General features: G+C 69.9%; 21 protein-coding genes. 8 read left to right on the top strand and 13 right to left on the bottom strand.

From position 1 onward, the window contains the following. Positions 1-110: 110 nt before the first annotated feature. Together ACFVY3_RS01025 and pta are read right to left on the bottom strand one after the other, a co-directional pair. Positions 111-1271 carry an acetate kinase gene (locus ACFVY3_RS01025; protein ID WP_400158473.1) on the bottom strand — a complete coding sequence of 387 codons (1161 nt, stop codon included), beginning with the start codon at positions 1269-1271 and terminating at the stop codon, positions 111-113. A 10-nt stretch (positions 1272-1281) separates the two neighbouring features. Further along, complete coding sequence (pta, locus tag ACFVY3_RS01020) at positions 1282-3408, bottom strand: phosphate acetyltransferase (protein ID WP_400158472.1); 2127 nt, start codon at positions 3406-3408, stop codon at positions 1282-1284. Between the two features lie 91 nt (positions 3409-3499). Between pta and ACFVY3_RS01015 the strand changes: the two genes are divergently transcribed. From ACFVY3_RS01015 to ACFVY3_RS01005, 3 genes are read left to right on the top strand one after another with little or no spacing between them, the layout of a single operon-like run. Beyond that, the gene (locus ACFVY3_RS01015; RefSeq protein ID WP_400158471.1) at positions 3500-3982 is read left to right on the top strand and encodes a hotdog fold thioesterase; all 483 of its coding nucleotides are present in this window, start codon (positions 3500-3502) and stop codon (positions 3980-3982) included. A 15-nt stretch (positions 3983-3997) separates the two neighbouring features. Beyond that, positions 3998-5347, top strand: coding sequence for a phenylacetate--CoA ligase PaaK (gene paaK / locus ACFVY3_RS01010; protein ID WP_290256087.1), 1350 nt, complete (start codon positions 3998-4000; stop codon positions 5345-5347). A gap of 44 nt (positions 5348-5391) precedes the next feature. Continuing rightward, positions 5392-5994, top strand: coding sequence for a TetR/AcrR family transcriptional regulator (locus tag ACFVY3_RS01005; RefSeq protein ID WP_364133690.1), 603 nt, complete (start codon positions 5392-5394; stop codon positions 5992-5994). Positions 5995-6015: 21 nt separating this feature from the next. Here ACFVY3_RS01005 and ACFVY3_RS01000 read toward each other — a convergent pair whose 3' ends face one another. The 3 genes from ACFVY3_RS01000 to paaZ all read right to left on the bottom strand — a co-directional run bounded on the left by ACFVY3_RS01000 (position 6016) and on the right by paaZ (position 9287). After that, complete coding sequence (locus ACFVY3_RS01000; RefSeq protein ID WP_400158470.1) at positions 6016-6204, bottom strand: hypothetical protein; 189 nt, start codon at positions 6202-6204, stop codon at positions 6016-6018. A gap of 234 nt (positions 6205-6438) precedes the next feature. Beyond that, positions 6439-6846, bottom strand: a complete 408-nt coding sequence (locus ACFVY3_RS00995) for a VOC family protein (RefSeq protein ID WP_400158469.1) — start codon at positions 6844-6846, stop codon at positions 6439-6441. Positions 6847-7175: 329 nt separating this feature from the next. Next, the gene (gene paaZ / locus ACFVY3_RS00990; protein ID WP_400158468.1) at positions 7176-9287 is read right to left on the bottom strand and encodes a phenylacetic acid degradation bifunctional protein PaaZ; all 2112 of its coding nucleotides are present in this window, start codon (positions 9285-9287) and stop codon (positions 7176-7178) included. 186 nt (positions 9288-9473) lie between these two features. Here paaZ and ACFVY3_RS00985 point away from each other — a divergent pair, with 186 nt between their 5' ends. Then, entirely contained in the window at positions 9474-9890 is a 417-nt protein-coding gene (locus tag ACFVY3_RS00985; RefSeq protein ID WP_290256092.1) for a PaaI family thioesterase, read from the top strand. A gap of 23 nt (positions 9891-9913) precedes the next feature. Here the strand turns inward: ACFVY3_RS00985 and ACFVY3_RS00980 are convergent, their stop codons facing one another. Further along, positions 9914-10972 carry a LacI family DNA-binding transcriptional regulator gene (locus ACFVY3_RS00980; protein WP_400158467.1) on the bottom strand — a complete coding sequence of 353 codons (1059 nt, stop codon included), beginning with the start codon at positions 10970-10972 and terminating at the stop codon, positions 9914-9916. Positions 10973-11112: 140 nt separating this feature from the next. Between ACFVY3_RS00980 and ACFVY3_RS00975 the strand changes: the two genes are divergently transcribed. After that, complete coding sequence (locus ACFVY3_RS00975; protein ID WP_400158466.1) at positions 11113-13110, top strand: adenylyl cyclase; 1998 nt, start codon at positions 11113-11115, stop codon at positions 13108-13110. A 145-nt stretch (positions 13111-13255) separates the two neighbouring features. Here ACFVY3_RS00975 and ACFVY3_RS00970 read toward each other — a convergent pair whose 3' ends face one another. Genes ACFVY3_RS00970 through ACFVY3_RS00960 form a run of 3 tightly spaced genes read right to left on the bottom strand, consistent with a single transcriptional unit; the run spans position 13256 to position 17262 of the window. Continuing rightward, entirely contained in the window at positions 13256-15916 is a 2661-nt protein-coding gene (locus ACFVY3_RS00970) for a S1 family peptidase (protein ID WP_400158465.1), read from the bottom strand. A gap of 9 nt (positions 15917-15925) precedes the next feature. Next, positions 15926-16636 carry a tyrosine-protein phosphatase gene (locus ACFVY3_RS00965; protein ID WP_400158464.1) on the bottom strand — a complete coding sequence of 237 codons (711 nt, stop codon included), beginning with the start codon at positions 16634-16636 and terminating at the stop codon, positions 15926-15928. Beyond that, positions 16633-17262 carry a GNAT family N-acetyltransferase gene (locus ACFVY3_RS00960; protein WP_400158463.1) on the bottom strand — a complete coding sequence of 210 codons (630 nt, stop codon included), beginning with the start codon at positions 17260-17262 and terminating at the stop codon, positions 16633-16635. The genes ACFVY3_RS00965 and ACFVY3_RS00960 overlap by 4 nt, the downstream gene beginning before the upstream one ends. An 81-nt stretch (positions 17263-17343) precedes the next feature. Here ACFVY3_RS00960 and ACFVY3_RS00955 point away from each other — a divergent pair, with 81 nt between their 5' ends. Further along, on the top strand, positions 17344-17790 hold the full coding sequence (locus tag ACFVY3_RS00955; RefSeq protein WP_377973295.1) for an SRPBCC family protein: 447 nt from the start codon (positions 17344-17346) through the stop codon (positions 17788-17790). A 46-nt stretch (positions 17791-17836) separates the two neighbouring features. On the opposite strand, the gene ACFVY3_RS00950 is transcribed toward ACFVY3_RS00955, so the two are convergent. The 4 genes from ACFVY3_RS00950 to ACFVY3_RS00935 all read right to left on the bottom strand — a co-directional run bounded on the left by ACFVY3_RS00950 (position 17837) and on the right by ACFVY3_RS00935 (position 21540). Next, positions 17837-18724: a 3-hydroxyacyl-CoA dehydrogenase family protein gene (locus ACFVY3_RS00950; RefSeq protein ID WP_400158462.1), complete on the bottom strand. Its 888-nt coding sequence runs from the start codon at positions 18722-18724 to the stop codon at positions 17837-17839. A 2-nt stretch (positions 18725-18726) separates the two neighbouring features. Continuing rightward, positions 18727-19533: an enoyl-CoA hydratase/isomerase family protein gene (locus ACFVY3_RS00945; RefSeq protein ID WP_400158461.1), complete on the bottom strand. Its 807-nt coding sequence runs from the start codon at positions 19531-19533 to the stop codon at positions 18727-18729. Then, a complete protein-coding gene (locus ACFVY3_RS00940; RefSeq protein ID WP_364133736.1) occupies positions 19533-20744 on the bottom strand; it encodes an acetyl-CoA C-acyltransferase in 1212 nt (403 codons plus the stop codon). The genes ACFVY3_RS00945 and ACFVY3_RS00940 overlap by 1 nt, the downstream gene beginning before the upstream one ends. Before the next feature lie 133 nt (positions 20745-20877). Beyond that, a complete protein-coding gene (locus ACFVY3_RS00935) occupies positions 20878-21540 on the bottom strand; it encodes a pentapeptide repeat-containing protein (RefSeq protein WP_400158460.1) in 663 nt (220 codons plus the stop codon). A gap of 100 nt (positions 21541-21640) precedes the next feature. Here ACFVY3_RS00935 and ACFVY3_RS00930 point away from each other — a divergent pair, with 100 nt between their 5' ends. Both ACFVY3_RS00930 and ACFVY3_RS00925 read left to right on the top strand, forming a co-directional pair. Next, positions 21641-21817 carry a CsbD family protein gene (locus ACFVY3_RS00930; RefSeq protein ID WP_290256103.1) on the top strand — a complete coding sequence of 59 codons (177 nt, stop codon included), beginning with the start codon at positions 21641-21643 and terminating at the stop codon, positions 21815-21817. Positions 21818-21976: 159 nt separating this feature from the next. Further along, positions 21977-22696, top strand: coding sequence for a dienelactone hydrolase family protein (locus ACFVY3_RS00925; protein ID WP_364134667.1), 720 nt, complete (start codon positions 21977-21979; stop codon positions 22694-22696). The last annotated feature ends 101 nt before the right edge of the window (positions 22697-22797 follow it).

The raw sequence follows: 22797 nt of genomic DNA, 5'->3' as shown, positions 1-22797 counted from the left end.
AATTGCCAAAGATGGTCGCTATGGAACTCCCATAGCGGCCATTTCCGGCAAGTCGACGGCTTCACTTCGCGAACGTTCCAGCGGGACCTAGCCGAGAAACGCCCACGGACCTACCGGGGAGCGGAGACGACGGCGGCGGTCGCCTCGGCGATGGCGCGTTCCTCGTCCGTGGGGACCACCAGCACCGGGATGGCGGACTCCGGCGTCGAGATCACCCGCGGTTCCTTCGAGCGTTGCCGGTTCAGGGCGGTGTCCAGTTCGATGCCCAGCGCGCCGAGCCGTTCGGCCACGAGGTTCCGGAACTGGTGGGAGTTCTCGCCGATCCCGGCGGTGAAGACCAGCGCTCTCGCCCCGCCGACGGCCACGTGGTAACCGCCGATGTACTTGGCCAGCCGGTAGGAGGCCACCGCGAGCGCCATGGCGGCCTTCGCGTCCCCGGCCTCCGCGGCCTCCACCACGGAGCGCATGTCGTTGTTCCCGGCCAGGCCCTTCAGCCCGGACTGACGGTTCAGCATGGAGTCGATGTCCTCGGCGGACCAGCCGGCGCGGCCGAGGAAGACCAGGATCGAGGGGTCCAGGTCCCCGGACCGGGTGCCCATCACCAGGCCCTCGAGGGGTGTAAACCCCATCGAAGTGTCGATCGACTTTCCGCCGTGTATCGCGGTGACGGAGGCGCCGTTGCCCAGGTGGGCGATGACGGCGTCGAACTCCTCCACCGGCACGTCCAGCAGGGCCGCGGCACGGTGCGCCACATACTCGTGCGAGGTGCCGTGGAAGCCGTACCGCCGGATGCCGTGGTTGGTGTAGAGCTCATCAGGTACCGCGTACCGCCAGGCGTGCTCCGGCAGGGTGCGGTGGAAGGCGGTGTCGAACACGGCCACCTGCGGCAGATCCGGCCACTTCTTCGCGATGGCCCGGATGCCCAGGACGTTGGCCGGGTTGTGCAGCGGCGCCAGCGGGTTGAGCCGCTCGATGGCACGGGTGATCTCGTTGTTGATCAGCTCCGGCTCGGCAAACCGCTCGCCGCCGTGCACCACGCGGTGGCCCACGGCGTCCAGGGTCCGGTCCCCCAGCGCCTCGTGGATGGCACCGTCGACCAGTTCCAGCGCCTCCGCATGGTCCCGGGGACCCTCGACGGCGCCGTCGCCGCCACCGCCGTTGCCCATGCCGATCCGTTCCACCAGCCCTTCGGCCAGGACGCTGCCGGCCTCCACGTCACGGACCTGGTACTTCAGCGACGACGAACCGGAGTTGATGACGAGCACGAGCACGGGGGGCCTCCTAGGCCTGGGCGTCGACGGACTGAGCGGGCTGGGGCACTTCGTGTGATGCGGCTGCCGGCACGGACTGGGCCTGGATGGCGGTGATCGCGACGGTGTTCAGGATGTCGTCCACCGTGCAGCCGCGCGAAAGGTCGTTGACCGGCTTGCGCAGGCCCTGCAGAACCGGCCCGACGGCGACCGCCCCGGAGGACTGCTGCACCGCCTTGTAGGTGTTGTTGCCGGTGTTCAGGTCCGGGAAGATGAACACCGTCGCCTGGCCGGCCACGGTGGAACCCGGCATCTTCGACGCCGCGATGGAGGCGTCGACGGCGGCATCGTACTGGATGGGGCCTTCGACGGCCAGGTCCGGACGGCGGTCGCGGACCAGCTCGGTGGCCTTCCGGACGGCCTCCACCGCCTCGCCGGACCCGGAGCCGCCGGTGGAGTAGGACAGCATCGCCACCCGCGGTTCGACGCCGAACTGCGCGGCGGTCTCGGCCGAGGCGAGGGCAATGTCCGCGAGCTGTTCGACGTTCGGCTCCGGGTTCACGGCGCAGTCGCCGTAGACCAGGACCCGGTCCGGCATCAGCATCAGGAACACGGAGGAGACGATCTTGACGCCCTCGCGGGTCTTCACGAACTCCAGCGCCGGCCGGATGGTGTGCGCCGTGGTGTGGGCGGCGCCGGAGACCATGCCGTCCACCACGCCCAGCTGAACCATCATGGTGCCGAAGTAGCTCTCGTCCTGCATCACCTCGAGCGCCTTCGCCAGGTCCACGCCCTTGTGCGCGCGCAGCTCGGCGTACTTCTCCGCGAAGCCCTGGCGCAACTCCGAGGTGGCCGGGTCCACGATGTTGATCCCGGACAGGTCGATGCCCTGGGTGGCGGCGAGCTCGCGGATCTCGGCTTCGCGGCCCAGCACGGTCAGGTCGCAGACGTCGCGGCGGTGCAGGATCTCCGTGGCCCGCAGGATCCGCACGTCCTTGCCCTCGGGCAGCACGATATGGCGACGCTGGGAGCGGGCCCGTTCGATCAGGTCGTGCAGGAACCGCAGCGGCGTCATCCGCTCCGGCCGGGGCAGGTGCAGCCGCTCGAGCAGTTCGGCCTCGTCCACCTGCTTGGACCAGAGGCCCAGCGCGGAGGCCACCTTGCGGCGGTGCCCGGACCAGATCTCGCTGCGGACCTCCGAGACACGCTTGGCGGTCACGTAGGTGTCGTCCGGGGCGGCGAAAATCGGGAACGGCGCCTGCGCCAGCAACGAGTAGATGGTGGGGTCCGGGGCCAGCCCGCCGGTAAGGATGAGCGCGGACGGGACCGGGAACTCGGGCGAGAACGAAGACGCCAGGCAGGCGACCAGCACGTCGGCGCGGTCGCCCGGGACGATCACCAGGGCGCCGTCGTCGAGCACGTGCAGGAAGTTCGCCACGTTCATGGCCGCCACCTTCACCGAGTGTACGTCGCGCTCGAGGTCCGGCAGGCCGGCCACTTGGCCGAGGCCCAGGGCGGAGGCCACCTCGCCGGTGGTGGGCCGGGCGATGTCCTCGAGCTCCGGGAAGACGTAGACCGGGCGGCCGGAGGCGCCGGGCCGGACCGCGGCGGCGATCCCCTCCAGGTCCTCCGGCTCGGCGCGGTTGACCATGATCGCCAGCAGCGTGCAGCGCTCGGCAATAAGCTCCTTGCGGGCCACCTCGACGGCGTCGGCGGTCTCCGCCACGGTGCGACCCTTGGCGCCCACGACGGCGACGACGGGTGCCGAGAGGTTGTTGGCGAGCCGGGCGTTGAGGTCGAATTCGACGGCGGCATCCTGGCCGGTGAGGTCCGTGCCCTCGATGATGATCACGTCGCAGTGCCGGCCCATCTCGGCGAAGATCTCGACGCAGCGGGAGTCGATTTCCTCGCGCTTGCCTTCGGCGAGGAGGCTGCGGACCTCCTCGAACGTCAGCCCGCTCCGGCACCGGGCGTCGTCGAGGTCGAAGCGTGCCTTCATCAGCGAAACCATGGGGTCGACCTCGGCGTGGCCGTGGACGACGGGTTTGAAGAAGCCGATCCGGTCCGCGTGCCGGTGCAGCGTGTCAGCGAGGCCCAGGGCGACGAGGGACTTGCCGGATCCCGGCGTGGTTGCGCTGACGTAGATTCCCTTGGCCATGTGTCCCAGCATACTTACACCCCTTGACAGCGGGGCCCGCGATGGGATTACCTAATGAACATTCGGTAAATAAAGCTGGAGGCAACGACGCATGGCTGAACTGACAATTCCGGGGAAGACCCACCCGCTCCTGAACAACGACTATGCCTCCGAGTGGATGGGCATCGAAGTCCTCGAACTCGCCGACGGCCACGCCACCCTGCGGATGCCGCTGCGCCAGGAAATGCTGAACGGCTTCGGGATGGCCCACGGCGGGATGATCTTCGCCTTCGGCGATACCGCCTTCGCCTTGGCCTGCAACCCCGCCGAACCCGGGCCGCATGACGAGGGGTCCATGACGGTGGCCTCCGGCGTCGACATCAACTTCATTAAGTCCGCCTACCGCGGCCAGATCCTGACCGCCGTCGCCAACCGCCGCGCCAGCACCGGCCGCAGCGGCATCTACGACGTCCAGATCTACGCCGCCGACCCCGACGCCGTCGACCCCACCGCTGGATCCACCACCATCCCCGCCGGCGCGGGAGAACTCATCGCCGAGTTCCGCGGCCGCAGCCGCACCATCTCCAAGAAATAGAAACGTAGGACGCAGATGACCACCCCCACCGCTGAATCCGCCCTCGCCACCAGCGACGCCGTCCTGGACCGCGAAGAAACCATCTCCCGCGACGAGCTCGAGGCCCTCCAGCTCTCCCGGCTCCAGCACACCGTGGCCTACGCCTACGACCGCGTCCCGTTGTACAAGCGGAAGTTCGACGAGGCCGGGGTGCACCCCACCGACCTGCGCGAGCTTTCGGACCTGGGCAAGTTCCCGTTCACCACGAAGGAAGACCTCCGCCTGGAGTACCCGTTCGGCATGTTCGCGGTGCCGCAAAACGAGGTGGCCCGGATCCACGCCAGCTCCGGCACCACCGGCCGCGCCACGGTGGTCGGCTACACCAAGCAGGACCTCGCCGACTGGGCCAAGCTCGTGGCCCGCTCGCTCCGCGCCTCCGGCGTCCGTCCGGGCATGAAGGTCCACAACGCGTACGGCTACGGCCTGTTCACCGGCGGCATGGGCGCCCACGCCGGCGCCGAGGCCCTCGGCTGCACGGTCATCCCGATCTCCGGCGGCCAGACCGAACGCCAGATCCAGCTCATCCAGGACTTCGAGCCGGACGCCATCCTGGCCACGCCCACCTACCTGCTGACCATCGCCGACGCCATGATGAAGCAGGGCATCGACCCGGCCTCCACCTCGCTGAAGTACGCGGTGCTCGGGGCCGAGCCGTGGACCGAGGAAATGCGGCACGAACTCGAGGTCACCATGAACCTCAAGGCCTGCGACATCTACGGCCTCTCCGAGGTCATGGGCCCCGGCGTCGCCGGCGAGGCCGTCGAGACCCAGGACGGCAGCCACATCTGGGAGGACCACTTCCGGCCCGAAATCATCGACCCGTTCAACCCTGCCGTCGGCGTCGAGTCCGTGCTGGGCGACGGCCAGCACGGCGAGCTGGTCTTCACCTCGCTGACCAAGCAGGCCCTGCCGATCATCCGCTACCGCACCAAGGACCTCACCCGGCTGCTGCCCGGCACGGCGCGTCCGGCGCACCGCCGCATGGGCCGGATCACGGGCCGCAGCGACGACATGATCATCCTGCGCGGCGTGAACCTCTTCCCATCCCAGATCGAGGAAATCGCGCTGCGGATCCCGGAGCTCAGCCCGCACTTCCAGCTGGAACTGACCCGTCCCGAGGGCCAGCGGATGGACCAGCTCACGGTCAAGATCGAACGACGCGATGCCGTCTCGGTGGAGAGCAGCGCGACGGCGGCGAAGGTCCTGCAGCAGCAGATCAAGATCCACGTCGGGTCCTCCTGCGCCGTCGACGTCGTCGAGCCCGGCTCCCTGGAGCGCTCCAACGGCAAACTGCGCCGGATCTACGACATGCGCCCCAAGGGCTGAGAACCGCCCGAACCACTCCGGCCCGTCATGAGAAACTAGCGAGTATGCCCACAACAGCATCCACCAAGCGCGGCCGGCCCGGCTACGACCAACAGTCCGTGCTGATGATCGCCGTCGACGTCTTCAACCGTCACGGCTACGACGCCACGTCGATGGGCATCCTCGCCGAGAACCTGGGCATCTCCAAGTCCGCGATCTACCACCACGTCCCCTCCAAGGGCGACCTGCTGAAACTCGCACTGGATCATGCCCTGGGCGGCCTCGAGGCCATCCTGGACCGGCCCGAGGCGCAGACCGGTTCCGCGGACGCCCGGCTGGAGTTCGTGCTCCGCGAGACCATCTCGGTGCTGGTGGAACGGCTGCCGTTCGTCACCCTCCTGCTGCGGCTGCGCGGCAACACCGAGATTGAACGGGACGCCCTGGCCCGCCGCCGCACCTTCGACCGCAAAGTCGCCGCACTGATTTCCGCCGCCCGCGACGAGGGCTCGCTCCGCCAGGACATCGACCCGCGGACCGTCACCCGCCTGCTCTTCGGCACCATCAACTCGATCGTCGAGTGGTACAAGCCCGGCGGCTCCCTCTCCCCCGAGAAGCTCGCCGACGACGTCATCACCATGGCCTTCCACGGCCTCCACGTCCCGGACTAGCCCTTCCTCCGCGAGGACCTCCTAGCCGGGGATGATTCCCGGGAACCCGCGGACGGCCGCGACCCAGCCCATGTAGGCCAGCACGCCGGACAGCGGGATCACCGCCATCACCAGCACCACGGAGCGGTCCCGCGCCAGGACCAGTGCCGCAAGGTTGGTGAGCACGGCGACGGCCACGACGGCGGCCTGGAACACGCTGTTGGCAAACACCGCCCGGGGGCGATTCGAAGAGGGTCCCGGCGCCGGCGAGGTACGTCACCAGATACCAGGACGGGACCAGCCAGAGCGGGAATCCAAGCATTACGACGTCGACGGCGAGGGCCACCCTCCCGGTCCGGGTGGTGGGCCACCAGGTCCTCGTCCCGCTTCGGGCGTTCGGCGGCGTCCGTCCCGGGGCCGGTCCCGCCGTCCCGCCAGCGTGTGCCCGCACCGCCGTCGGCCCGTTTAGAGCTGGTAGTCGGCCGGGCCGGGCAGGTTCTCGTGGATGCAGAGAACGTTGTGCTCGGTGTCCATGAACCAGGCGCACTTCTCTGAGTCCGTGGTGCAGATGTGGTTCTCGGTCTTGAGTCCGGGAAGGTCGTAATCCTGGAACGTGACGCCCCGGGCCTCCATGTCCTGAACCGTGCGTTCGATGCCGCCGACCTCAAAGCTGAGAGCGGTGTGCTCGGAGTGCTTTCCGTCCGTGACCGGCATGAGCTGGAGCAGCGGGCCCCCGTCCGAACCGAAGATTTCGCTGCCGTCCGCTGCTACGCCGCGGTGCGGGAGTCCCAGGGTGTCCGCATAGAAGTGCCGGGCACGCGCCGCATCATCGACGGGCAGGATGGTTGTGGCTTTGTTGAGTACCAGGGACATGATGCCACCTCCTACGGGCACGATGTTACGCCGGAGCGCGGCTGGAGGAACGGGCACTTCGCCCCCACCCTCCCTCACCTCCGGGGGCCCACGACGGACGCCCCCTCACGTCTGGTGGCCCCACGACCAACCCTCCCTCACATCCTGAGGGAGGGTTGGGTTACGAGACGCCGGACCTGAGGGAGGGTTGGGTTATGACGCGCCCGACGTGAGGGAGGGTTAGGTTACGAGGCGCCGGACCTGAGGGAGCGTCGGGCAAGAAGGCGCCGGACCTGAGGGAGCGTCGGGCAAGAAGGCGCCACATCTGAGGGAGCGCCGACAGGGTGGGGCTACTTCTCGACCAGGGTGAGGACGTCGTACGTGGCCACGATCTCGTCGTTCTGGTTGGTCAGGACGGCATCCCATGCCACCTCGCCGTATTCGTCGGTCTCGCGCGGGGTGATCTTCTTGGCCGTGAGGGTGACCCGGATGGAGTCCCCGGCGGCCACCGGCGTGATGAAGCGCAGGTTCTCCAGGCCGTAGTTGGCCAGCACCGGGCCCGGGGCGGGTTCCACGAACAGTCCGGCACCCCAGGAGAGCAGCAGGTAGCCGTGCGCCACGATGCCGGGGAAGAACGGGTTGGCTTCCGCCGCTTCCTGGTTGGTGTGGGCGTAGAAGGTGTCGCCGGTGGAGTTGGCGAACGCGGTGATGTCCTCCAGCGTCACCTCGCGCAGCCCGGAGCGGACGGCGTCGCCGATGCGCAGGGTGGCCAGCGGCTTGCGGAACGGGTGCAGCCCCTCGGTCTCGACGGTGAAGTTCCGGTCCGCGCCGGTGTGCCAGACGCCGGTGACGGCGGTGAGCATGTTGGGTGAGCCCTGGACGGCGGTGCGCTGCATGTGGTGCATGACCGAGCGGATGCCGCCGAGTTCCTCGCCGCCGCCGGCACGGCCGGGGCCGCCGTGGACCAGGTGCGGGACCGGGGAGCCGTGGCCGGTGGAGCTGCGGGCGTCCTCGCGGTTAAGCATCAGCACGCGGCCGTGGTGGGCGGCGATGCCGGTGACCAGTTCGCGGGCCACCGACGGATCGTTGGTGCAGACCGAGGCGACCAGCGAGCCGCCGCCGCGGGCGGCGAGGCGGACGGCGTCGGCGATATCGCTGTAGCCGATCACGGATGACACCGGGCCGAAGGCCTCCAGCGAGTGGATTTCCTCGGCTTCGGGGTCGGCCCAGCGCAGCAGCACCGGCGACATGAAGGCTCCGCCGTCGACGACGCCGACGCTCCCGTCCGCGCTGGTGACCTTCGGGGCGTCGAGGGAGCCGTAGGCTAGCTCACCGCCGGCGTCGAGCATGGACTGGACGGCGGCGCGCACATCGGCGAGCTGCTCGAGGGAGGCGAGGGCGCCCATGGTGACGCCCTCGGCACGCGGGTCGCCGACGACGACGCGTTCGGTGATCCTCTCCCCGACGGCGGCAACGACGTCCGCGACGAGCTCCTGCGGCACAATGGCGCGGCGGATCGAGGTGCACTTCTGGCCGGCCTTGGCGGTCATCTCGGTGACCAGGGACTTGACGAAGGCGTCGAATTCGGGCGTGCCCTTGACGGCGTCCGGGCCGAGGATGGCGGCGTTGAGCGAGTCCGTCTCGGAGGTAAAGCGGACGCCGCCCTTGACCACGTTGGGGTGGGACTTCAGCGTGTTCGCGGTGGACGCCGAGCCGGTGAAGGCGACCAGGTCGCGGTAGTCGAGGTGGTCCAGCAGGGTGCGGACGGAGCCGGACACCAGCTGCAGCGAGCCCTCGGGCAGGATGCCGGACTCGTCGATCGCCTTCACCACGGCCGCGGCGACGTAGCCGGTGGGGGTTGCGGGCTTGACGATGGTGGGCACGCCGGCGATGAAGGCCGGGGCAAGCTTTTCGAGCATGCCCCAAACCGGGAAGTTGAAGGCGTTGATCTGCACGGCGACGCCGGGGATCCGCGTATAGATGTGCTCGCCGGCGAAGGAGCCGTCCTTGGACAGGATCTCCATCGGCCCGTCGACCACCACCTGGGAGTTGGGCAGCTCGCGGCGGCCCTTGGAACCGAAGGTGAAGAGCACGCCGATGCCGCCGTCGATGTCGATCATGGAGTCGACCTTGGTGGCGCCGGTCTGGGCGGAGAGGGCATAGAACTCGTCGCGGCGGCCGTTGAGGTACTGGGCGAGTTCCTTGAGTTTGAGGGCGCGCTGGTGAAACGTCAGCCGGCCCAATGCCGCCTGCCCGGTGGTGCGGCCGTAGTCGACGACGGCGGCGAGGTCCAGGCCCTCGGTGCTGACCCTGGCGAGCAGCTCCCCCGTGCTGGCGTCCAGGACCGGGGCGGCGGAGGCGGCGGCCGCTGCGTCCGGCGTCCACCAGGAACCCCGGACGAAGCTGGGGACGATTTCGGCGGTATCCACGGCGGATGCGGGGGCTGTTGCAGTGGTGGTCATCGTTGACGGGTCCTTCCAACGCGGGGCAAGAGCAGCACGTCCGGAACATTACTGACCGGCCGTTCGGTAATATGACCACAGTACATGACTGAGGCCTGCGGCACACTAGTACCGCGGGACCATTGCGGCCCCGCCCCGGTCCCGTTCCGGTTCCGCCCCACCCCGTCCCGACCCTGAGGAGACCCGATGACCACCCAGCCCGGCGCCAACGAGCCCTGGAAGATCACCCTCGGCGAGCTCGACGAGAAGATGGGCGTGAAGATCGTCGAGGAATCGGTTCAGCGCGTGGTGGCCACCATGCCCGTGGAGGGCAACCGTCAGTCGTTCGGGCTCCTGCACGGCGGTGCCTCGCTGGCAGTGGGCGAGGCCGTCGGTTCCTGGGCCGCGGTGAAGCATGCCAGCACGCTGGGCAAGACGGCCGTAGGCGTCGACGTCTCCGCCACCCACCACAAGTCCGCCCGGGAGGGCCTGGTCACCATCACCGCAACGCCCATCCACCTGGGCGGCACCGTCACCACCCACGAGGTGGTCATCAGCAACGCCGCCGGCGAGCGGCTGTGCACGCTGCGGATCACCAACCTGCTGCTGGACCGGAAGGGCTAAGCCGGCCTTTTCCGGGGAACCGCCTAGCCGGCGGCCGGCTCCGTGCTGGCCCGGACCACCAGGCGAGCCGGGAAGATCAGCGGCTCCCGGCCGGCCCCGGGGTTCTCGATATCGGCCAGCAGCAGGCGCCCGGCCTGCTCGGCCATGTCCACGGTGGGCTGGTTGACCGTGGTGAGGGGCAGCTCCCCCGGTCCGGACAGGTGGTCGTCAAAGCCGACGACGGCGACGTCGCCGGGCACCGTGCGGCCGGCCCCCTGCAGGGCCGTGATGGCACCCCGGGCCATCAGGTCGGACGCGGCGAAAATACCGTCGATGCCGCCGTCGCGGGCCAGCAGCCGGGCGGCGGCCGCGGTGCCGCCGGCCGCCGTGAAGTCCCCCGGCTCCTCGGGCCCGGCCGGCAGTCCGGCATCCTTGAGGCCCGCCCGCCAGCCCTCGAGACGGTCCGCCGCTGCGGTCATGTCCAGCGGACCGGTGATGGTGGCCAGCCGGCGGCGCCCGGTGGCGGCCAGGTGCAACGCAGCCTGCCGGGCACCCTCGAAGCTGTCCACGTCCACGTAGTGGATGCCCAGGCCGGTGTCCCAGGGACGGCCGATGAAGACGGTGGGCAACCCGGAGGCCGCCAGTTCCTCCGTCCAGCCGTCCGTCTTATGGTGCGAGACGACGATGGCGCCGTCGACGTGGCCACCGCGGAGGTAGCGGACCGTCCGGGACGGGTCCCCGCCGGCCCGGGACATCAGCAGGACCAGCTGCATGTCCGTCTCCCGCAGCGCCTCGGTCACCCCGGTGATGACGGCGGCGAAGAACGGGTCCATCATGACCCTGGCATCGGGTTCGTTGATGACGAGCGCGATCGAGGAGGTCCGGCGGGTGACCAGGCTGCGGGCCGCCCGGTTCGGGGTGTAGCCCAGGGAGATTACGGCGGCGTCCACGGCGGCCTTGGCCTCCGGGCTGACCCTGGACCCGCCGTTGATGGCCCGGGAGGCGGTGGAACGGGACACGCCCGCCGCTGTCGCCAGGTCTTCAAGCGTGGGAGTGGGACGGGCCGCTCCCGGCCGGGATCCGTGGTGGGTCTGTGAGCTCATCACCTTGAGAATACGGGATCCCCCGACGGTGATGAGCCCTTGTTCGGTCGTGGGCCCGGTGTTAGGCTTCCTCGATTGGGAGCGCTCCCACAACCTTCCGCACGGAGCCCCGCCACCCCCCACAGAGAGCAGGCCGAGCAATGCCGCTAGCCCACTTCCCGTTCCGCCCGGCGTCCCCGCCGGGCCTCCGCACCTCCCCGCACGGCGCAGGCCGGCTGATCGTCGGAGGCGTCGTCGCCCTCGCCGCTGCCCTGGCCGGCAGCACCGCGGCCACCGCCGCCATACCCGCCGGGACCGGCCCCGCGCCAGCCGCCGTCGTCGTCCCGGCAGCCCCCTCCACCCCTCCTGGGCAGCCCGCTCCTGCGCAGCCCGCTCCGGCGCAGCCCGCCTTAGCGGCCAAGCCGGCACCCGGCGCCGCGTCCGCGTTCGGCCCCAACGTCCGGGTCTTCGATCCGAGCATGCCGGTGGCGCAGATCCAGGCCACCTTCGACGCCATCGCCGCCCAGCAGGTCGACGACGAGATGGGCACCAACCGCTACTCGCTGCTCTTCAAGCCCGGCACCTACGGCACCGCGGAGACGCCGCTGATCATCCAGGTTGGCTACTCCACCGAGGTGGCGGGCCTGGGCAATTCCCCCACCGACGTGACCATCAACGGCCACGTGGACACCTACAACCGCTGCCTCACCGCGGACAACTGCATCGCCCTGAATAACTTCTGGCGGTCGGTCTCCAACCTCACCATCAACGTCACCGGGCTGGAAGGCTGCCGCGCCTCGGCCAACTTCTGGGCCGCCTCGCAGGCCTCGCCGATGCGGCGGGTCAACGTCACCGGCGGAAACCTCACCCTGATGGATTACTGCACCGCCGGCCCGCAGTACGCCAGCGGCGGATTCATCGCCGACTCCAAGACCGGGTTCGTAATCAACGGCTCCCAGCAGCAGTACTACGTCCGCGACAGCACCCTCGGCGGCTGGTCCAACGCCGTCTGGAACCAGGTCTTCTCCGGCGTCAACGGCGCACCCGCACAGTCCTTCCCGGACCCGCCGTACACCACACTGGCCAGCACCCCGGTCAGCCGCGAAAAGCCGTACCTGACCATCGACGGCGCCGGCAGCTACAGCGTGTTCGTTCCCTCCGCGCGGCAGAACTCCTCCGGCACCACCTGGGAGAACGGCCCGACGGCGGGACGCAGCGTGCCGCTCTCCGACTTCTACGTGGCCACACCCGCCGATTCGGCCAAGGACATCAACGTCCAGCTGGCCCGGGGCAAGAACCTGCTCTTCACCCCGGGCGTGTACAACATCGACCGCACCCTCGAGGTCAAGCGTGCCGACACCGTGGCCCTCGGGCTCGGCATGACCACCCTGACCGCCGTCGGCGGCGCCGTTCCGCTGGAGGTCGCGGACGTCTCCGGCGTCCAGGTCGCCGGGCTCACCATCGACGCCGGAACCGTAAACTCCCCGGCGCTGATGCGGCTGGGCAAGGCCAAGGGCAACGCCTCCCACACGGACGCCTCCGGCAAGCACGGCGACCCGGGCAACCCCACAGCCCTGCACGACGTGTTCTTCCGCATCGGCGGCCCGCACGTGGGCAAGGCCTCCGTCAGCCTCGAGGTCAACAGCGACGGCGTGCTCCTGGACCACATCTGGGCCTGGCGCGCGGACCACGGCAACGGCGTGGGCTGGAACACCAACACGGCGGACAACGGCGTCACCATCAACGGCGACGACGTCACCGCCACAGGCCTGTTCGTGGAGCATTACCAGAAGTACAACGTGACCTGGAACGGTGAGCGCGGACGGACGGTCTTCTTCCAGAACGAACTGCCCTACGACGCGCCGAACCAAGACGCCTGGCAGCACGACGGCGTCCTCGGCTGGGCCGGGTACAAGGTTGCCGATTCGGTCCGGTCCCACGAGCTCTGGGGCGGCGGCAGCTACGTCTACACCAACGTGGATCCCTCGATCCATGCCAGCCGCGGCTTCGAGGTCCCGGTCACCCCGGGCGTGAAGCTGCACGGGCTGCTGACCGTGAACCTGGGCGCGGGAACGCTGGACCACGTGGTCAACGACACCGGCGCCCCGGTGACCACCGCCGAGGTGGGCAAGCCAAGCTACGTCGCGAACTTCGGCTAAACGCAAAGCCCGGCCGGACCGGCCCCTGGATGATTTCCAAGGGTCCCGTCCCGCCGGGCTTTGTTGTGCCTGCTTGGCGTTTCCGGGGACTGCCTATCGGAACGCTTTGCCGGTCCGATGTGCCGGGGCGCTTTGGCCGTCCGATTTACCGGGCAGATTCCGGCGCCGCTGGCTTCCGGCGGCGGCCCAGGACCAGCATGCCGGCGCCCATCAGGACCGCGGCCGCGGCGGCGCCGGCCGCGGGAACCAGTCCCCCGGCTCCGGTGCTGGCTAGCACGGGCGTCCCGGCGGAACGGTCCGGGGACACGGCTGCAGCGGCGGCCACCACCGGTGCGCTGATCGAGAAGGTGGAGGACAGCGGAGCGGAGGCGATGCCGTCCAGGGACTGCGACACGGTCAGGATGTGCTGTCCCGTGGCCAGGCCCGTGGGGAACGGCACGGACCAGTGCCCGCCGGTGGCGAGGATCGCCAAGGCCAGTGACCCGGAGACGGCCTTCCCGCCGACGCCGGGGCCGCCGCCCTGGCCGGCATCCAGCGGGACGCCGTCGATGCTCACGCTGACCGAGGCGCCCTCCACACCGGTCCCCGAGATGGTCTTGGGCAGCGCGTCCTGCCGGAACGTGGACCCGTCGAGGGACAGTGCCAGGGCGGGGACCGGTGGCTGGACCAGGTACACGGCGGTGGCCGCGGGACCGTCCTCGTGGCCCGGGGAGGTCTGCACCGCCGAGACCGCGAGCTTGCCGTACAGCGGGCCGCTCCCGAAAGGGACGCTCCAGCGGCCGTCGGCGGCGACCGTGGCCGAGCCGGTGACGGCGCCGGTCACCGCGACGGTGTTGCCCGGCGTTCCGGTGCCCTCGATCCGGGCCGGTGCCGAGGCGGTGGGGACCGCGGCGGGGGTGGTGATGGCGGGGGCGGTCAGCGCGGAGGCCGTCAGGGCGAACGCGGTGGTCTCCGAGTGGCTGAAGCCGTTGACGGTGGCCGCGGTGTAGGCGAATTTTCCTTCGGTGGCCGGCAGGGTGAAGGACCAGTTTCCGTCCTTGTCCACCGGAAGGTCGACGCTGGCGCCGTCGCGGGTCAGGCGGACCGAGGAGCCGGAAGCGACGGCGGAGGCGGGGGCGGCCGCCACCTTGCCGCGGATCGTGGTCCCGGGCTGGAGGGTGGCGCCGCTGGCGGTCCCGTCGAGTTGCGGTGCGTTGAGGAAGAGTTGCAGCTGGACGCCGGGCAGATAGTTAAGAGCATCAGCCAAGGAAGTGGCAACAGCTACGGGTGCACCCGCTCCGTTCACTCCGCCGGCAGAATGTGTGCCCACGGCGAGGTGACCGCTGATCCACGGTCCTCCCGAGTCACCGCCAGCCGAAGACACCGATGTTGAGAGAAATCCTTTGAAGGCGCGCACATCGTTACTGTTGCTCCGGTACGACAGTCCACCAGCAACGTAGATGCCGACCTCGTCGATGTGGCCACACGACCACCCCGTCCTTTGGCCCGACCGGCAGACGCTCTGACCGCTCACGGGAGAGGTAATGCCGGTTATTTTCACCGCGGTCGGCCCCGGATTCAAGGGATCTCCGCTCATCACTTCGTCCCCTCGCCAAATAGAAACCGAAGGCTGGGCGGCGACCGTTGGAGATATTCCCTGGATAACCGCAATGTCGGTGCCTACGTTTCCGGGCGTTCCCGGGTTGCCCATGTCCCACGTCGGGTCCAGGACCCAGGTGTTCCCGGGGCCGCCGAATTGGCTAAACCCAAACGTACCCAGCGGTTCACGGATTGAGGGAAGTGGGACCAGCATGCCCGCCGCCTCCGAAGAGGCAAGTGGCGCCACGGTGGTGTTCTTACTGGCACCGTCCTCGGCGCAGTGGCCGGCAGTCAAGATGACTGGCAGTCCCGTTGGATCATATGCGTTGAACCCTGAGGAGCAGATGGTGTTCATGTCCGTGACGTAGCCCTGGCCGCCGAAGTAGTCGGTGCTGGCCTCGGTGGCGATCGGGGCGGACTTTTCCAGCTGGACGTTTTTATAGCGGGCCACGAACGCCGCCGGGGAAATCTTGCCGGGCGCGGCCGTGGTCAGGCCCGGGCTGGCTGGCCCGGGGCCCTCCGTCGCCGTCGGGGACGCAGTCGCCGGGGCAGGGGTCGCGGAGGCCTCCTCGGTGACGGTCACGCCGCCGGTCCGGATGACGAAGTGGCCGCCGGCGTAGGCCACGGCCTGCAGTCCTGCGGGACCGACGTCGCGGACGTAGGCGGCGAAGAGCTGGTCAGTGCTGGCCGCGATGAGGTCGGCGGCGCTCGGTGCCGGGGCCGGCGCGGCCGGGGCTGCGAGCGTGAACACGGCCGTGAGGCCGGCCGCGTTGAGGGCATCCACCCGGGCCTGCAGCTCGGCGCCCTGTCCGTCGACGATGATCCTGCCGTTGCTGATGCTGATGCCGACGTAGCCGGGCAGTCCGGACAGGGAGGGCAGTGCGTCGGCGGCGCGGCGGGCGAGCTCGCCTGCGGCGTTGAACTGCTCGAGGGTCATGCCGAGGTCGCGGAGGGTCGCCTCGGCGAGGCCGTCCTCGCTGATGCCGGGGGCCGGCGCCGTCGTGGCGGTAGCCGTCGTTGTGGAAGAGGCAGTCGCGGGCGAGCCTGGCGCGGGCGACGCCGTCGGCGCGGCCGTTGCCCCGGAAGAAGCGGGGCTGGAGGTGGCGGCGGGTGTCGGCTGGACGGAGCCCGTTTCGGCGAGCGCGGGAACGGCCAGGGACGCTCCGGCGAGCGCAACGGCCACGGCGGCCGTCATCCGCAGCGCAGGAACGCTTTTTGCTATCTTCACCCGGTCACTTTAGCGTCCGAGCTTGGCCCGAATGGCCGCCAGCTCCCCTTCCGTTACGCCATTGTGGCCCAAAAATGTGGAAGTCCTGAGGTTGCGCAGGAATCGCAGGAGGCTGGCCCGCCGGGTGGCCAGCAACGGCCCCAGTTCGGCCTCGGTCAGGTAGCGCTCGTGCGGGTGCTTGACCGGGGAGACGCGGTGGTGTTCGTTGATGCCGCGCATGGCCCGTTCGTAGGCCAGGGCGATGGCGTCCTCCCCCGCCCCGGCGAGGTCCTGGAGCATCGCGGCGATCATTCCGCTGCGGTCCCGGCCGGCGGAGCAGTGCAGCACGACGCCGGCGGGTGCGGCCGCGATGGCCCGGAAGACCCGGGCCATCCGGTCCGGGAAGAGCCGGACGTTGTCCGGGTAGGACGCGGGGTCGTTCAGGTAGGGAACGCAAAGGGCCCGGAACTCCTCGTTGGCGGGGTCCTCGGTGGGGGCATGGACGACGTCGAACGGCGCCAGGGCCGCCTCCGGCACCCGCGGATCAGTCTCGCGGCGGCGGATCTCCTCCGGGTTGCGCAGGTCGATAACGGTGCGGATGCCGGCGTCGTACGCCTGCCGCCAGCCCGTCTCGGTGAGCCACTCGCGGCGGCCCATCCGGTAAACCTCGCCGCCGACGTGCCAGGCGTTCACCGCCCCGTCCCAGGTGACCGCTCCGCCCACGGCTCCGTTCCTGCTCATCGGGCAGGTTCCCGTTCGGTCCGTTGCCTGGCGAGGCGGTATTCGAGGTTGTTCCGGACCATGGGCCATTCGTGTTCCAGGATCGAGAACACCACGGTGTCCCGCAGGGCGCCGTCGGCGCTCCTGGTGTGGCTGCGCAGCACCCCGTCCTGTTTGGCGCCGAGCCGGGCGATCGCTTCGCGGGACTGGTGGTTGAGCCAGTGCGTGCGGAACTCGACGGCGGGGCAGCCCAGCACCTCGAAGGCGTGCCGGAGCAGCAGCAGCTTGGTGTCGGGGTTGCTGCCGGTGCCGTGCGCGGACGCGGCGTTCCAGGTGGAGCCGATCTCCACCCGGGGCACGGCGGCGTCGATGTTCTTGTAGGTGGTCATGCCGATGATCCGGCCGGGTTCGCCGGTGGCGGGGTCAAGCAGACGGGTGGTGAACGGCAGCATGGAGCCGGCCGCCTGCAGCGTCATCCGCCGGTCGATCTCGGCGCCCATGGCCTCCGGGGCGGGGACGGCGGTGTACCAGAGCTTCCACAGCTCCCCGTCCCGGACCGCGTCCACCAGCCCGTCGTGGTGGCTGTGGTCCAGGGGTTCGAGGGCAACGTAGCGGCCGGTCAGGGTGAGCGGCTGGAAGGGGTTCACGGCACCATCCTAGGCCCGCGGCGGCGGCGGACCCCTGGGCATTCCCGTCCGGGGGCTGGACGCCGTGGGTAGGCTGGGCCCATGATCACAGTCACCGGCACGGTCCGCACGCCGCTGGAGGCCGGCAAGGCCTTCGCCTACCTCTCCGCCTTCGAGCACACGCCCGAGTGGGACCCCGGCACGCCGGTGGTCAGGAAGCTCACCGACGGCCCGGTCGCGGTGGGCCACCGGTACCACGCGGAGGCGGAGTTCCGCGGCAAGCGCCAGAGCCTGACCTACGAGGTGGTCAAGCTCTCCGGTTCGGAGATCGTGCTCCGCGGCGAGAACAAGAGCGTGATCTCGGTGGACACTATTGAGGTCCGGCCCGCGGGCTCCGGCAGCGAGGTCAACTACACCGCGGAATTCCAGCTCAAGGGCTGGATGAAGCTGGCCGAGCCGATCGCCCGGCCCATGTTCCAGAAGCTCGCGGACCCCGCCATGGACGGGATGAAGCGGACGCTGGACTCACTGGCCACGCACTCCGGCTAGGCGCTGCGGCTCAAGGGGGCCGGGAAGACGGCCCGCTGGGGCCGGTTCAGCTGTTCCAGTCGAAGAATCCCTTGCCGGTCTTCCGGCCGAGCTCGCCCCGGGCCACCTTGTCGCGCAGGATCTGCGGCGGTGCGAAGCGGTCGCCCAGGGTCGAGGCGAGGTATTCGGCGATGCCCAGGCGGACGTCCAGGCCCACGATGTCCGTGGTCCGGAGCGGGCCGGTGGGGTGTTTGTAGCCCAGGACCATGGCGTTGTCGATGTCCTCGGCGGACGCGACCCCCTCCTCGACCATGCGCATCGCTTCCAGCGCGATCGCTACCCCCAGCCGGGAGGACGCGAAGCCGGGAGCGTCGTTGACGACGACGGCCGTCTTGCCCAGCGCCTCGACCCAGCCGCGGGCCGCAGCGGCCACAGCATCCGAGGTCTGCTCGCCCAGGACCACCTCGATCAGGGTGGAGGCCGGCACCGGGTTGAAGAAGTGCAGTCCCAGGAAGTTCTGCGGCCGCGCCAGCTCGCGCGCTAACCCGTTCACGGAGAGCGAGGAGGTGTTGGAGGCGAGGTACGCGTCGTCGGCCAGGCGCTCCTCGATGCCGCGCAGCGAGGCGACCTTGAGGTCCCAGTCCTCGGGGACGGCCTCGACCACCAGCTGACGGTCCTTGAAGTCGTCGTAATCCACGGAGACGGCGAGTCGGGAGACCATCTCGTCCAGGTTGCCGTCGACGGCGCCGCGCTCGATGCTCTTGGCGGCGGCTGACTCCACCCGCTCGCGGGCGGCCTCGGCCGACTGCTCGTCGCGTTCGACCACCAGCACATCCGCGCCCTTGATCAGGAAAGCGTGGGCAATGCCGGCGCCCATGCGGCCGCCGCCGAGCACACCGACGAACCGGGGAAGAACGCCGTCGGACGTGGGGGCGGACTGTGCGGAATTGCTCATGGTTACTTCGTCCCGTCGTGCTGGTCTTGAGGTGTGGAAGTTGTTTTGGTGTTTTTCCTGTCCAGGAACGCCTGCATCCGGTCGAACTTGGCCTGGGATTCGAAGAGGATGCCCTGGGCCAGCTGGTCGATCAGCGGGTGCGCCTCGGCGGGGGCGTGGAAGACGGACTTGGTGATCCGCACCGCCAGCGGGTCCTGCCGGCCGATCCGGTCCGCGAGATCGTGGGCGGCATCCATGAGCCGGTCCGCGTCGTGGACTTCGGTGATGAGGCCGACGGCGAGGGCCCGGTCGGCGCGCAGGACGGTCCCGGCCAGCAGGATTTCCTTCGCCACGGGCTCGCCGACGAGTTCCTTGAGCCGCCAGCTGGCCCCGGCCGCGGCCAGGATGCCCAGGCCGGTTTCGGGGTTGCCGATCCGGACCCCGGGCGTGCCGATGCGGAAGTCGGCGGCGTAGGCCAGCTCCGCGCCGCCGCCGAGGCAGAAGCCGTCGAGGGCCGCAATGACCGGCATGGGCAGCTTGGCGATCCGGACGAAGATCGTCGAGTTGATGCCCTGCAGTGCGTCGTCGCGGCGGCGTTCGCGCAGCTGCGCGATGTCCGCGCCGGAGGCGAACACGCCGTTGGTCCCTGCGATGATCAGCACCTTGGGGGTCTGTTCCAGGTAGGCGCAGACCCGGTGAAGCTCGTCGACCATCTGCTGGTCGATGGCGTTGCGGACCTCGGGCCGGTTGAGCAGCACCACCAGCCGGTCGGGCCGCTCCTCCACCAGGAGCGTCGCGAAACCCGTGGTATCCAGGCCGCCGGCGGCCATTAGACGCGCTCCAGGAGCATCGCGGTGCCCTGGCCCACGCCCACGCACATGGTGGCGAGGCCCACCTTGGCGTTCTCGCGCTCCATCCGGCCCAGGAGGGTGATGGCGATGCGCGAGCCGGAGGAGCCCAGCGGGTGGCCCAGGGAGATCGCGCCGCCGTCGCGGTTCACGATTTCCGGGTCCAGGTCCAGCCGGCGCATGCTGGCCAGCGACTGGGTGGCGAAGGCTTCGTTGAGTTCGACGGCGCCGAGGTCGCCGACGCCGAGCCCTGCGCTGGCCAGGGCCTTGCGGGTGGCGGGGACCGGGCCGATGCCCATGATCTCGGGCTCGCAGCCGGCGGAGGCGCCGGCGATGATGCGGGCGCGGGCGGTCAGGCCCAGCTTCCGGATGGCGGCCTCGGAGGCGACGATGATCGCGGAGGCGCCGTCGTTGAGGGTGGAGGAGTTGCCGGCGGTGACCACCGAGCCGCCCGCGACGACGGGTCGCAGCCCGGCAAGCACCTCGGCGGTGGTGCCGGGGCGGGGGCCCTCGTCGGTGTCCACCACGGTCTCACCCTTGCGGGTCTTGACGGTGACGGGAACGATTTCCTCAGCGAACCGGCCCGCTGCGATCGCGGCGAGTGCCCGTTCGTGCGACCGGACGGCGAACGCGTCGGCGTCGTCGCGGGTGATCCCGTCGACCCGGGCCACCTCCTCCGCGGTTTCCGGCATGGAGTAGGTCATCTTCCCGTCGCGGGAGAGCTCACCCTTCTGGAACAGCGGGTTGGTGAAGCGCCAGCCAATGGAGGTGTCGAAGATCTGGCCGGGCTTGGCGAAGGCTGTCTGCGGCTTCTCCTGCACCCAGGGCGCGCGGCTCATGGATTCGACGCCGCCGGCGATCACGATGTCCGCGGCGCCGGCCTTGATCATGTGGCTGGCCATGATGATGGCGCTCAGGCCGGAGGCGCAGAGCCGGTTGACGGTGATTCCGGGGATGTGCAGCGGCAGGCCGGCCAGCAGCGTGGCCATCCGGGCGACGTTGCGGTTTTCCTCACCGGCCCCGTTGGCGTTGCCGAGGATGACCTCCTCCACCGCGTCCGGGTCGACGCCGGCGCGGGCGACGGCCTCACGGACCACCAGCGCCGCCAGGTCGTCGGGACGGACCGCGGACAGGGCTCCCCCGTACCGGCCAACCGCGGTGCGGGCACCGCCAACGAGAAAAGCCTCGACCATGAGAACATCCTTCACCAGAGAGGGGGCCGGCAGCAGAATAAATTACCGACCGTTCGTTCTATAAAGATTACACGGCGGGTCAAGAGGGTCAACCGGGGACGCCTGCATGACGTTCCGGCACATCCCCAACGGCTCAGGCGACGGCGACCCCCAGATGCGCGGCCAGCAGCGGGGCGAGCAGGTCCAACTGGCGCTCGTCAACCACCAGCCCGGACACGCTGCCCAGGCCGCTGACCGCCCGGAAGGCGCTCCCACGCAGGTCCACGTCCTTGAGCCGGGCGCCGGTGAAGTCCAAGGCGCCGATGGTGCAGTCCTTCAGGACCATCCGGGTGGCCGTAGCCGCGCCGAGGTCCAACTCCCCGATGATGCAGTCGCTGATCTGTACGTCCACCAGCGTGGCGCCGCGGAGGTTGACGTAGTCGAGCTTTCCGCCATCGATCCGCACCGACTGCCAGCGCCCCTCGTAGAGCTCGGCGGAACCCCAGCGCGGATTGCGGATCTCCACCTCCGTCAGCCCCGCCCGGGCGGCGGTAAGCACGGGGGCGTTCGGGTCGGACAGGACGCAGTCCCGGAACCCGGCGCCGCGCAGCTGCGTCTCGTGGAAGGAAATCCCGGCGAACGAGCACTCGACGAAGTCCGTACCGGCGAGGTCCAGCCCGTCGGCGATGGCCTGCCGGTAGGAGCGGCCCTCGTAGCGTTCCCCGCGGCGGAACTCGGGGTCCGCGTCCTCCTGGAGATCATCCAGCCGGAGGTCCGGGAGGCGCGGGGCGGTGATTCGGGGCTTGCCGGGTTTCATGACGTCGAGCCTAGCGCCGACCGGAAAAGACTTGAACTAGTAAGCATGCTTTGCTTATGCTGGGACCGAAGCAGCCAACCAGAGAAAAAGGCGGTTCCCCATGGGTCTCGGCGACAAGATTCAGCACGAGGCGCAGCACCTTGGTGGCAAGGCCAAGGAGGCTGCCGGGACCGCCACCGGCAACGACCGTCTGAAGGCCGAAGGCCAGAAGGACCAGGTGGTCTCCGATGCCAAGAAGGTTGGCGAGAACGTCAAGGATGCGGTCCGGCGCGACTAGCCGCCCCGCCGCGATGGCCGACGACGCCGGGCGCTCCTTTGGGGGCGTGCCCGGCGTCGTTTTTTCACCCCTCACCCAGCGACTCCACCATCCCGCCCGACGAACCGAGGAGCCCCCGTGGCCAGCACCGCCAACCGCCCCACCGCCGGCAGCACCGACCTGCACAACGTCGACCTCGGCCCGGCCGGGCCGGACGGGTCCCGGACGCTTCGGGGCTACCTGGCCACCCCGGACGGGGAGGGCCCCTTCCCGGCGGTGCTGATGATCCACGAGGTCTTCGGGCTGGACGACATCACGGTCCGCCACGCGGACCGGATGGCCGCCGCCGGCTACCTCACCCTGGCCGTCGACCTCTTCAGCGACGGGGGCGCGCGCCGCTGCCTGGTCTCCACCATGCGCTCCCTGGCCTCGGGCCAGGGCAAGGCGTTCGCCGACCTTGAGGCGGCGCGGCGGTGGCTGCTCGACTCGGGCCGGACCAACGGCAAGGTAGGGGTCATCGGCTTCTGCATGGGCGGCGGGTTTGCCCTGTTGCTGGCCAACGACGGCTTCGACGCGGCCGCGGTGAACTACGGCAAGCTGCCCTCCAACCCGGAACGGGAGCTGGCCGGGGCGTGTCCGATCGTGGCCAACTACGGCGGCCGGGACCGGGGACTGCCGGGAGCCGCCGAGAAGCTCACCGATGTGCTGGAGCGGCTCAACGTCAGCCACGACGTGAAGGAGTTCCCGACGGCGGGGCACGCCTTCCTCAACGACGTCGAGGCGGGGCCGCGGCCGCTGCGCCCGCTGCTGCGGGTGATGGGAGTGGGTCCGGACCCGACGTCGGCTCCGGAGGCCTGGCGGCGCATCGAGGACCACTTCGCCCGGCACCTCAAGGGCTAACGGGGCGCGCCCGATACCGGACTGGACGGCGACTTAAAAGCCGACGGCGGTCACCCGCGCCGCAGCGCGGGTGACCGCCGTCGTCCCTGGGTGTCCGAACC

The sequence above is a fragment of the Arthrobacter sp. BPSS-3 genome (genome assembly GCF_044628475.1).
In the GTDB taxonomy this organism is placed as follows: domain Bacteria; phylum Actinomycetota; class Actinomycetes; order Actinomycetales; family Micrococcaceae; genus Arthrobacter.
This window is presented reverse-complemented; position numbering and strand designations above follow the sequence as displayed.